Genomic DNA, 9983 nt, shown 5'->3' with positions numbered 1-9983 from the left:
CGCCTCGCAAATTCATTGTTAACAGGCCCCCAGACTATTCCGAACCGATTTCATGAACAAAACCAACATCCAGGCAGTCCTGTTCGACCTCGACGATACGCTGTGGGCGATCGAGCCGGTGCTGCATCTTGCCGAAACCCGGCTGTACGAATGGCTGACGCAACATGCGCCCGGCGTGGTGCAACGCGAAAGCATCCTCAGCCTGCGCGCACGCCGGCAGGTGCTGGCGCAGACCAACCCGGCCTACAAGATCAACCTGTGGGCGCTGCGCCATGCGGCGCTGACCACGGTGCTGGCCGAGCATGGCGAAGACCCCGCGCTGGCGGATCCTGCCATGGAGATTTTCACCACCGGCCGCAATGCCGTCACGCCCTTCGACGACGTCGTCCCCGGCCTGCAGCAGTTGAAGCTGCGCCTGAAGCTGGGCACGGTGTCGAACGGTCGCCGATCTGGCGCGCATCGGCCTGGCCGAACATTTTGAAATCTCCATCGCCGCGCATCAGTTCGGCACCGCCAAACCCGACCCGGCCATCTTCCACGCCGCCTGCACTGCGCTCGGCGTCGCGCCGGAACACACCGTCTATGTCGGCGACGACCTGGCGCTGGATGTGCTGGGGGCGCAGCAAGCCGGTTTGCACGCGGTCTGGATGAACCGCTTCCAGCGCGAGTTGCCGGCGCATGTGCGTCCCGATGCGGTATGCACCGATCTCAACGAACTGGCGTACTGGCTGGCGGCGTAATATATATGGCAGGATATTGGCACGCCTGCTTCCTGCTCGTTAGAATGAAGACATGCAACTAGATAATCGCGCTCAAACCCTGCTCAAGGCCCTGGTCGAACGGTACATCGCCGACGGCCAGCCGGTCGGTTCGCGCGCCCTGTCGAAACTGTCGGGCCTGGAACTGTCACCGGCAACCATCCGCAACGTCATGGCTGATCTCGAAGAAATGGGCTTCGTCGCCAGTCCGCACACTTCCGCCGGGCGCATTCCGACGCCGCGCGGTTACCGCGTGTTCGTCGACACGCTGCTGACGATCGAATCGATGGATGCGATTGACGAGGCAACGCTGGAAACCAAACTGCAATCACGCTCGCAGATCAACTCGCCGCAAAAAATCATTTCCAATGCGGCGCAAGTGCTGTCGTCGCTGTCGCAATTTGCCGGCGTGGTGATGACGCCGAAGCGCGAGTCGATCTTCAAGCAGATCGAATTCCTGCGCCTGTCCGAAAAACGCATCCTGCTGGTCATCGTCGGCCCCGGCGGCGATGTGCAAAACCGTCTGTTGCTGACCGAGGTCGACTACACTCCTTCGCAATTGGTGCAGGCGGCCAATTACATCAACCAGCACTATGGCGGCCTCGGCTTCGACGAGGTGCGCCTGCGCCTGCAGAACGAACTGCGCCAGTTGCGCGACGACATGACCAGCCTGATGCAGGCGGCGGTCGAAGCCGGCAGCGATGCGATGGCCGACGAATCGGACAACGTCGTTATTTCCGGCGAGCGCAATCTGCTCAGCGTCTCGGACCTGTCGTCGAACATGACCTCGCTGCGCAAGCTGTTCGACATGTTCGAGCAAAAGACCAGCCTGATGCAGTTGCTGGATGTGTCGAGCAAGGCCACCGGCGTGCAGATCTTCATCGGCGGCGAATCGCAGCTGGTGCCGATGGACGACATGAGCATCGTCACCGCGCCGTATGAAGTCAACGGCAAGATCGTCGGCACGCTGGGCGTGATCGGTCCCACCCGCATGGCCTACGAGCGCGTGATTCCCATCGTCGACATCACCGCCAAATTGCTGTCGAGCGCACTCAGCGGCAACAACAACTGAGTCCGGCTGAACAGGATTGAGGACTGCAGCGAACTGTTGCACACCGCTTACCCTTCTTTACACCCCTGGCCGCCATCATCGAAGCGGCAATAAAAAAACCATCCGGCGATGGCGGGATGGTTTTTGCAAACTGCGTCCGGATTGAATCCGGCCGGCATGGATGCTTATTTCTTGGTCTTGCGGCAATCCTTGCAGTGACCGTACAAGGCCAGCGCATGATCGGCAATCTCGAAACCGTGCTCTTGGGCAATCTTGAGCTGGCGCTTCTCGATTTCGGCGTCGAAGAATTCCTCGACCTTGCCGCAATCCAGGCAAACCAGATGGTCATGGTGCGAGCCTTCGTTGAGTTCGAATACGGCCTTGCCGGTTTCAAAGTGATTGCGCTGCAGCAGGCCGGCTTGCTCGAACTGCGTGAGCACGCGGTAGACCGTGGCCAGACCGACGTCCAGATTGTCCGCCAGCAGCATTTTGTAGACATCTTCCGCGCTGAGGTGACGCACCTCGGTGTTTTGGAAGATTTCCAGGATTTTCAGACGCGGCAAAGTAGCCTTGAGGCCGCTGGCTTTCAGTTCAGATGGATTATTAGGCATGTTTCAGTAAAAATCAGGTTATCTGCTTTATCATATAGCGTTTTAGCACAATTGCTCAACCAATTGAAATCTTTATGCGAATGTTGCCTTCCTACCGTACTACCGCTCTGGCGCTGATCGCGCTGAGCACCCTGCTGTCCGGCTGTGCATCCAAAAAACCGGCGGAAGGCGCAGCAGCGCACGACGCGACCGGCGTGCAGGTTTCGAAGAAGAGCAGCCTGTTCGGCTTCCTCAAGCCTTATCGCATCGATATCCAGCAGGGCAATTTCGTCTCCAAGGAGATGGTGGCGCAACTGAAGCCGGGCATGACCCGCGACCAGGTGCGTTTCGTGCTCGGTACGCCGCTGCTGGCCGACGTGTTCCATTCGGATCGCTGGGATTATGAATTCCGCCTGGCCAAGGGCAACGGCGAACTGATGAGCAGCCGCGTGTCGGTGTTCTTCAAGGACAACCTGATGGAACGCTACGAAGGCGGCAGCGACTTGCCGACCGAACAGGAATATCTGTCCCTGATCGCCGGCTCCAAGAAGGGCGCCATGCCGGAACTGTCGGATACGCCGACGAACACGGCTCCGCCGTCCTCCTCCAAGTAAGCTGGCCAGTACAGCAATACCCGCAACCACAAGTACAAGCACTATGAGCGCATTGAAAATCGCCGTCGCCGGCGCATCCGGCCGCATGGGCCGCATGCTGATCGAAGCCATCCGGAACGCCGACGACATGGTGCTGGCCGGCGCCCTGGACGTGCCGGGTTCGCCCAGCATCGGCACCGACGCGGCATCCTTCCTCGGCAAACCCGCCAACGTCGCGATCGAATCGGACCTGGCCAAAGGCCTCGCCAACGCCGACTTCCTGATCGACTTCACGCGTCCGGAAGGCACGCTCAGGCACGCCGAATATTGCGCCGCGCATGGCGTCGCGCGCGGCGTCAAGATGATCATCGGCACCACCGGCCTGGAACAGGAAGCCAAGGACGCGATCGCCACCGCCGCGCAAAAGACCGCGATCATGCTGGCCCCCAACATGAGCATCGGCGTCAACGTCACGCTCAAGTTGCTGGAACTGGCCGCCAAGAGCTTCTCGCACGGCTATGACATCGAAATCATCGAAGCGCATCACCGCCACAAGGTCGACGCGCCGTCCGGCACGGCCCTGAAGATGGGTGAAGTCATCGCCGACGCCATCGGCGTCAAGCTCGACGACGTCGCCGTCTACGCCCGCGAAGGCATCACCGGCGAACGCGATCCGTCGTCGATCGGCTTCTCCGCCATCCGTGGCGGCGACATCGTCGGCGACCACACCGTGCTGTTTGCCGGCATCGGCGAGCGCATCGAAATCACGCACAAATCCTCGAGCCGCGTCACCTACGCCCACGGCAGCCTGCGCGCCGCGCGTTTCCTGGCCGACAAGAAAACCGGCCTGTACGACATGCAGGACGTGCTCGGACTGAAGTAGTCTTCCGCCGCTGCATCTGATCAACGGATGCAGCGAATCTTTTTGCGGATGCCTACTCCAACGGATTGCCATTTATTTCTGCTCCCAACCTAGAGAACACGATATGGAACAAACCGTTGGATTCGCCCATTACTGGGCGCAAGGCGATGCCGTTTCGCACGCCGTCGCCTATGTTCTGCTGCTGATGTCCGTCGCCAGCTGGTATTACATTCTTTCCAAGACCTGGAGCTCGTGGCGCATCCGTCGCGGCAGCAATGCGCTCGAAGGCTTCTGGAAAGCGCCCACGCTGACCGACGCCATCGCCGTCATGCGCACCGTCGACAGCGAAGAAATCTTCACCCCGCTGGCGCAACGCTCATCCGAAGCCGCCGGCATTTCCTCCAAACAAAATACGCCCTCGCTCAATGCCGCCACCGATCCCGGCGAACTGATCACGCGCACGCTGCGTCGTGAAATCAACCGCGTTTCGGCCCGGCTGGAACGCGGCCTGACGCTGCTGGCTTCGGTCGGCTCGACCGCGCCGTTCGTCGGCCTGTTCGGCACCGTCTGGGGCATCTACCACGCGCTGGCGGCGGTCTCGGCCAGCGGCACGGTGCAGATCGACAAGGTCGCCGGTCCGGTCGGCGAAGCATTGATCATGACGGCGCTGGGTCTGGTGGTGGCGATTCCCGCGGTGCTGGCCTACAACGCCTTCACGCGCCTGAACCGCCTGACGCTGGCTGAACTCGACGGCTTCGCGCATGACCTGCACGCTTACCTCACCACCGGCGAGCGCGTCGGCAAGGGGGAAGCATGAGTTTCGGCGGCTTCAACGACAACCACCAGGCCGGCCCGATGGCCGAAATCAACGTCACTCCGATGGTCGACGTGATGCTGGTGCTGCTGGTGATCTTCATCCTTTCGGCGCCGCTGTTCACGCATTCGCTGCAACTCGATCTGCCGACCGCAAAATCGGCGCCGGCTCCCGAGAAACCGCAAACCGTCAGCGTCTCCATCGACGCCGCCGGCAAGCTGTATTGGCAAGATCAGGCGGTCACACTGGAAGAATTGACGCGGCGCATGGCCGAGGCCGCCGGCAAGAAGCCGCAGCCCGAAGTGCAGTTGCGCGCCGACAAGGCGACCCGTTATGAAGTGATTGCCGACGTCATGTCGGCGGCGCAAAGCAACGGCCTGAACAAACTCGGTTTTGTGACCGATCCGAAACCAAACACAACAAGTACAGAGAAGAAGTAATCATGGCAACAGCACGCCTGAACGGCGAACTCATCACCGACTGGGACAGCTTCCACAGCCAATGCGCGAGCGTATTCGGCTTCCCCGATTTTTACGGCAACAACATGAATGCCTGGGTCGATTGCCTGAGCTACCTGCGCGACGACGACGGCATGAGCAAATTCGTGCTCAAGGAAAACGAAGCGCTGACCATCGAAGTCCAGCACAGCGACAAGCTGCGCGCCGCCGCACCGGACATCATCGAAGAGCTGCAATTCTGCGTCGCCATGATCAACGACCGCTGCGAAGACTACGAAGAAGCCGCCACGCTGAAGCTGGCGCTGCTCTGAATCCCCCTCCCGCTCAATCGATCAACTGATCGCCGTCATAGAACGGATACGGCCCGTCGAATTCACCGACGTAAGCCGTATGACTGATCAGCCCCGTCTTGCCGCCCCACCAATGCAACTGGAATCCCGGCGGCTCCATCACGAATTGCGACGGCGCCTGCGGATCCAGATCCAGCACCACCTGATGCGACACGCCCGGACAGGTTGACGCCATCGTGCCGCCGAAGCGCGCCTGTATCGAGCGATGCAGGTGGCCGCACAGGACCCGTTCCACCTGTGGATGACGACGCACCACCGGCTCCAGCAATTGCGGATTGACAAGACCGATGTCGTCCATGTGTCCGATGCCGGTAGTGAATGGCGGATGATGCATGGCGATCACGGTCGGCCGTTGCGGCTGCTCGCCCAGCACCCGGTCCAGCCAGTCCATGCTGGTCGCCGCCAGTTCGCCTTTGCTGGAGCGCGGGATCACGGTATCGAGCGTGACGATGCGCAGCGGATGATCCTCGATCACGTATTCGATGCGCGCCGCATCGGAAGCGCTCTGCAAATAGGCATGATCCGGGAACGCCCGACGCAGTGCGCCGCGCTCGTCGTGATTGCCGGGCAACAGGTAATACGGCATCGTCAGCGGCGCCAGCAATTCGCGCAAGACCGCGTATTCATCGGCCAGGCCGAAGTCGACCAGGTCGCCCGTGAACACCACCGCATCGGGCCGCTGTTTCAGGCGGTTGACCTGCGCCACGCAGCGCCGCAGGCTCTCGGCGGTGTCGACCACACGATAGGATTTTTTACCCTGCGCCTTGATGTGCAGGTCGGAAATCTGGCACAGGATCATGAGCGCGTTTCCCCGGAAAAATATTGCACCGGCAATTGCATCACAGCGTGCTCCGGCACGCGCAGGCCGATGCGCTCGCCGGCGTGCCAGACGCCGCGTCGGCGCGTCTCGACGATCACCGGCATGTCGGCGCCGATGTCCACCAGCAAACGCGTGCGGTCGCCCATGAAAAAGGTCGACATGACGTCGCCGAACATTTCCGCGCCGGCGGTATCGAGCGGCACGATCTCGACGTCTTCCGGACGGAACATCGCCGTCGCCAGTTGGTCCGCAGCCCCATTCGCCGCCCCATTCGCATTCGCCAACGGCACGATGCCGCCGGGAATCTGCAGGTGGCCGACGCGCGTCACGCCGCTCACCCGGTTCATGGTGCCGATGAAGTCGGCCACGAATTCCGACGCCGGGCGATAGTAGATATCCTGCGGCGTGCCGATCTGCGCGATCTTGCCGCGCTCCATCACGACGATGCGATCGCCCAGCGCCATCGCCTCGCCCTGGTCGTGCGTGACGTAGATCGCAGTGATGCCGAGTTTGCGCAGCAGTTGGTTGAGGTCGGCGCGCAAGGTTTCGCGCAGCTTGGCGTCAAGCGCCGTGAGCGGCTCATCGAGCAACAGCACGCGCGGCTCCACCGCCAGGCGCGCGCCAGCGCCACGCGCTGCTTTTGCCCGCCCGAAAGCTGGTCGATGCGGCGATGGCCGAGGCCTTGCAGGTGCACCATGTCGAGCAGCGTATCGATCCGTTCGGCGCGTTCGGCTGCAGCCATCTTGCGGATTTTCAGGCCATAGGCGATGTTCTCGCCAACCGTCATGTTGGGGAACAAGGCATAGTTCTGGAATACCATGCCGACGCCGCGTTTTTCAATCGGCAGGTCGGTGACGTCATCGTCGCCGAACAGCACGCGGCCGCCGTCGTCGGGAAATTCCAGCCCGGCAATCAGCCGCAGCGTGGTGGTCTTGCCGCAGCCGGACGGCCCCAGCAGCACCAGCGTTTCGCCGGGATGGATTTCAAGGTCGATCGGCTCCAGCGCGGGTGCGCCGCTGCCGAAGGTCTTGGCGCATTGAAGCAGTCTGATGGAAAGAGAAGAGTTCATAGGCGTACGCGTGTGCGCGTGGTCTGGGTTGCCCATTGCATGGCGACCAGCAGCGGCACGATCATCAAAAGAAAAATCAGGGTATAGGCGGAACCGACTTCCAACCGCATCGAAGCGTAGGCGTCGGCCAGTCCCACCGGCAGGGTCATGGTCAGCGGCGTATGCAGCATCCAGGTGATGTTGAACTCGCCGATCGACAAGGTCACCACCATCAGCGCACCGGCCAGGATGCCCGAGGCGGCGTTCGGGATCACCACGCCGAAGAAGCGCTGGCGCATGCCGGCGCCGAGGCTGGCGGCGGCTTCTTCCAGCACCGCCAGCTGCGACGACTGCATCACCGCCAGCACCGGTCGCACCATGAACGGCAGCGTGAACAACACATGCCCGACCAGGATGAACAACAGGCTGCCGCGGAAGGCGCGATACTGGCCGTAAGCCATGATCAGCGCCAGCGAGGTCGCCAGCCCGGGCACCGCCACCGGCATCATGAGCAGCTCTTCGAACACGCGCGCCAGGCGGCTGTTGCCGCCGCGATAGCGCGCCAGCATGTAAGCCAGCGGCACGCCGACAACCAGCGTCACCGCCAGACAGGCCAGTGCAATCGCGATGGAACGCCAGATGGTCATCTGATAGGTGTCCCACACCTGAGCGACCCAGCGCAGCGTGAAGCCGCTCGACAAGCCGACGAAGAAATTGTCCGTCACGCCGGCCAGCACCGACAGCACCACCGGCACGATCAGGAAAGCGCACACCAGCAGCGTGAACGTCAGTTGCAGATAAAACCGCAGGGAGTGTTTCATTGGTTTCCCTTCTTCATGCCGTCGCGGGGACACTGCTGCCCGACAGCGAACGCGCCAGCGCCAGGGCGATCCAGGTAATCACGCCAAGCACGATGGATAAAGCCGCCGCCATCGCGAAATTCGCGTAGCTGGTGAATTCGTTATAGATCGCCATCGGCAAGACATCAATGTTGGTGGCCAGCGTAAATGCAGTGCCGAAGGCGCCGACGCTGGTGGCGAAGCAGATCGCCCCCGACGAAATCAGGGCCGGCATCAATGCCGGCGCCACCACGTCGAAGAACACCCGCAGCGGATTGGCGCCGAGCGACCGCGCCGCTTCTTCGAGCGCAGGATCGAGCTTCTCGGCGGCGGCCATCACCGTCAGGATGACGCGCGGGATCGAGAAGTACAGATAGCCGATGAACAGGCCGGCCAGCGAATACGCAAACACCAGCGACTCGCCGAACAGCTTGTCGGTCAGCGCGCCGATCAGTCCCTGGCGTCCGGCCAGCATGATCACCATGAAGCCGACCACCACGCCTGGGAACGCCAGCGGAAACGTCAGCATCGCCAGCAGCAGCGGCTTGCCGGGGAAACGATTGCGCTGCAGGAACAGGCCGACCAGCGACGAAATTACCAGCGTCGCCACCGTGACCGCGCCCGACAACAACAGCGTCGACACCAGGCTCCACAGATAATGGCGATTGGTCAGCACGGCCAGATAGGCCATTGCACCGGTCGGACCGCTGGCGCCGACACCGACCAGGCGCAGCATCGGCAACAGCCAGAACGCGGCGAACAGCGTCATGCCCGGCACGGCAAACATCCAGACCTTGCGGCCGGGACGCTTGCGATGCAGTTGGCGCGATTGAGACAAATGCAGCGACATGCTTATTTCACTTCCGCCAGATAGCGTTCGCTGAACTGACGCTGCACCTCAGCCATCTTGCCGTAGTCGACCGGCTTGGCGCGGGCATAGTCGGCGGCCGGCAGGAAGCGGGCTTCGGCCTCCTTCGAAATCGCCGAGGCGCGCACCGGGCGCAGGTAAGCATTGGCCCAGATGGCCTGGCCTTCATTGGACAACAGGAAGTCCAGCACTTTTTTTGCGTTGGCCTGGTTCGGACCGTTCTTCACGAGGCTGACGACGTACGGCACGGTGACGCTGCCTTCGGCCGGGATCACGAACGCGACGTTGGCCTTGTCCTTGTACTTGGCTCGATAGGCGTCGAAGTCGTAGCCGAACAGGATAGGGATTTCACCCGAGATCAGGCGCGCGTAGGAGGTCTGCTTCGGCACGATGGGTTGATTTTTTTGCAGCGCCTTGAAGTAGTTGATGCCGGGCGTGAAGTTGTCCAGCGTGCCGCCCAATGCCTGGTTCACGGCGACCGCGCCGACATAGCCGACGAAGGCGCTGGCCGGGTCGAGGTAGCCGATCAGGCCCTTGTATTCAGGCTTGAGCAGGTCCGCCCACGAACGCGGCACCGGCTTGCCCTTCAGTGCATCGACGTTGACCATCAGGCCCATGGTGCCGGAGTGGATCGTGGTCCAGTAGCCTTCCGGATCTTTCAGGCCTGCAGGTACGTCATTCCAGCCGGCCGGCTTGTAGGGCGTGACGATGTCATTCTTCTTCGCTTCGATGCCGAAGGTCACGCCGACGTAGGTGAAGTCGGCGACCGGGCTGGCCTTTTCAGCCATGATCTGCGCCAGCGCCTGGCCGCTGTTCTTGTTGTCGGGCGGCACGGTGATGCCGGTCTTTTCCTTGATGATCTTGATCTGGGTAGCCCAGTCGGCCCATTCCGGAGGGCAGTTGTAGCAGATGACGTTTTGCGCCGCGGAACA

At 61.8% G+C, this 9983-nt stretch carries 11 protein-coding genes and 2 pseudogenes; 7 read left to right on the top strand and 6 right to left on the bottom strand.

Annotation, left to right across the window (positions count from 1 at the left end; genetic code table 11):
• The first annotated feature begins 52 nt into the window (after window positions 1-52).
• Both HLUSI_RS26290 and hrcA read left to right on the top strand, forming a co-directional pair.
• Window positions 53-740 (top strand): annotated as a pseudogene (locus HLUSI_RS26290) (HAD family hydrolase).
• A gap of 52 nt (window positions 741-792) precedes the next feature.
• Entirely contained in the window at window positions 793-1830 is a 1038-nt protein-coding gene (gene hrcA / locus HLUSI_RS0100400; protein ID WP_016832072.1) for a heat-inducible transcriptional repressor HrcA, read from the top strand.
• A gap of 164 nt (window positions 1831-1994) precedes the next feature.
• Here the strand turns inward: hrcA and fur are convergent, their stop codons facing one another.
• Window positions 1995-2420, bottom strand: coding sequence for a ferric iron uptake transcriptional regulator (gene fur / locus HLUSI_RS0100395; RefSeq protein ID WP_029362949.1), 426 nt, complete (start codon window positions 2418-2420; stop codon window positions 1995-1997).
• An 80-nt stretch (window positions 2421-2500) separates the two neighbouring features.
• Here fur and HLUSI_RS0100390 point away from each other — a divergent pair, with 80 nt between their 5' ends.
• The 5 genes from HLUSI_RS0100390 to HLUSI_RS0100370 all read left to right on the top strand — a co-directional run bounded on the left by HLUSI_RS0100390 (window position 2501) and on the right by HLUSI_RS0100370 (window position 5437).
• Window positions 2501-3013: an outer membrane protein assembly factor BamE gene (locus HLUSI_RS0100390; RefSeq protein WP_016832070.1), complete on the top strand. Its 513-nt coding sequence runs from the start codon at window positions 2501-2503 to the stop codon at window positions 3011-3013.
• A gap of 43 nt (window positions 3014-3056) precedes the next feature.
• Complete coding sequence (gene dapB / locus HLUSI_RS0100385; protein WP_016832069.1) at window positions 3057-3875, top strand: 4-hydroxy-tetrahydrodipicolinate reductase; 819 nt, start codon at window positions 3057-3059, stop codon at window positions 3873-3875.
• Between the two features lie 103 nt (window positions 3876-3978).
• On the top strand, window positions 3979-4671 hold the full coding sequence (locus HLUSI_RS0100380) for a MotA/TolQ/ExbB proton channel family protein (protein WP_016832068.1): 693 nt from the start codon (window positions 3979-3981) through the stop codon (window positions 4669-4671).
• Window positions 4668-5108 (top strand): ExbD/TolR family protein, encoded by a 441-nt coding sequence (locus HLUSI_RS0100375; RefSeq protein ID WP_016832067.1) that lies wholly within the window; start codon window positions 4668-4670, stop codon window positions 5106-5108. The genes HLUSI_RS0100380 and HLUSI_RS0100375 overlap by 4 nt, the downstream gene beginning before the upstream one ends.
• A gap of 2 nt (window positions 5109-5110) precedes the next feature.
• A complete protein-coding gene (locus HLUSI_RS0100370; protein ID WP_016832066.1) occupies window positions 5111-5437 on the top strand; it encodes a barstar family protein in 327 nt (108 codons plus the stop codon).
• Window positions 5438-5450: 13 nt separating this feature from the next.
• On the opposite strand, the gene HLUSI_RS0100365 is transcribed toward HLUSI_RS0100370, so the two are convergent.
• The 5 genes and pseudogenes from HLUSI_RS0100365 to HLUSI_RS0100345 form a co-directional block, all read right to left on the bottom strand.
• Window positions 5451-6275 carry a phosphodiesterase gene (locus HLUSI_RS0100365; RefSeq protein ID WP_016832065.1) on the bottom strand — a complete coding sequence of 275 codons (825 nt, stop codon included), beginning with the start codon at window positions 6273-6275 and terminating at the stop codon, window positions 5451-5453.
• A pseudogene (locus HLUSI_RS26285) lies at window positions 6272-7365 on the bottom strand (ABC transporter ATP-binding protein). The gene HLUSI_RS0100365 and the pseudogene HLUSI_RS26285 overlap by 4 nt, the downstream one beginning before the upstream one ends.
• On the bottom strand, window positions 7362-8165 hold the full coding sequence (locus HLUSI_RS0100355) for an ABC transporter permease (protein WP_016832064.1): 804 nt from the start codon (window positions 8163-8165) through the stop codon (window positions 7362-7364). The pseudogene HLUSI_RS26285 and the gene HLUSI_RS0100355 overlap by 4 nt, the downstream one beginning before the upstream one ends.
• 13 nt (window positions 8166-8178) lie before the next feature.
• A complete protein-coding gene (locus tag HLUSI_RS0100350) occupies window positions 8179-9033 on the bottom strand; it encodes an ABC transporter permease (protein ID WP_016832063.1) in 855 nt (284 codons plus the stop codon).
• Between the two features lie 2 nt (window positions 9034-9035).
• Window positions 9036-9983 (bottom strand): ABC transporter substrate-binding protein (locus HLUSI_RS0100345; protein WP_016832062.1); only part of this gene is annotated, 948 nt, incomplete at its 5' end.

Source organism: Herbaspirillum lusitanum P6-12 (genome assembly GCF_000256565.1).
Taxonomy (GTDB): domain Bacteria; phylum Pseudomonadota; class Gammaproteobacteria; order Burkholderiales; family Burkholderiaceae_D; genus Herbaspirillum; species Herbaspirillum lusitanum.
The sequence above is the reverse complement of the archived record's forward strand: the minus strand, read 5'-3'. Positions and strand labels throughout refer to the sequence as shown.

What these genes read in the sequence shown, in the direction of transcription:
- hrcA (WP_016832072.1), top strand. Translation starts at nt 793, where the DNA reads ATGCAACTAGATAATCGCGCTCAAACCCTGCTCAAGGCCCTGGTCGAA.
- fur (WP_029362949.1), bottom strand. Translation starts at nt 2,420, where the DNA reads ATGCCTAATAATCCATCTGAACTGAAAGCCAGCGGCCTCAAGGCTACT.
- HLUSI_RS0100390 (WP_016832070.1), top strand. Translation starts at nt 2,501, where the DNA reads ATGTTGCCTTCCTACCGTACTACCGCTCTGGCGCTGATCGCGCTGAGC.
- dapB (WP_016832069.1), top strand. Translation starts at nt 3,057, where the DNA reads ATGAGCGCATTGAAAATCGCCGTCGCCGGCGCATCCGGCCGCATGGGC.
- HLUSI_RS0100380 (WP_016832068.1), top strand. Translation starts at nt 3,979, where the DNA reads ATGGAACAAACCGTTGGATTCGCCCATTACTGGGCGCAAGGCGATGCC.
- HLUSI_RS0100375 (WP_016832067.1), top strand. Translation starts at nt 4,668, where the DNA reads ATGAGTTTCGGCGGCTTCAACGACAACCACCAGGCCGGCCCGATGGCC.
- HLUSI_RS0100370 (WP_016832066.1), top strand. Translation starts at nt 5,111, where the DNA reads ATGGCAACAGCACGCCTGAACGGCGAACTCATCACCGACTGGGACAGC.
- HLUSI_RS0100365 (WP_016832065.1), bottom strand. Translation starts at nt 6,275, where the DNA reads ATGATCCTGTGCCAGATTTCCGACCTGCACATCAAGGCGCAGGGTAAA.
- HLUSI_RS0100355 (WP_016832064.1), bottom strand. Translation starts at nt 8,165, where the DNA reads ATGAAACACTCCCTGCGGTTTTATCTGCAACTGACGTTCACGCTGCTG.
- HLUSI_RS0100350 (WP_016832063.1), bottom strand. Translation starts at nt 9,033, where the DNA reads ATGTCGCTGCATTTGTCTCAATCGCGCCAACTGCATCGCAAGCGTCCC.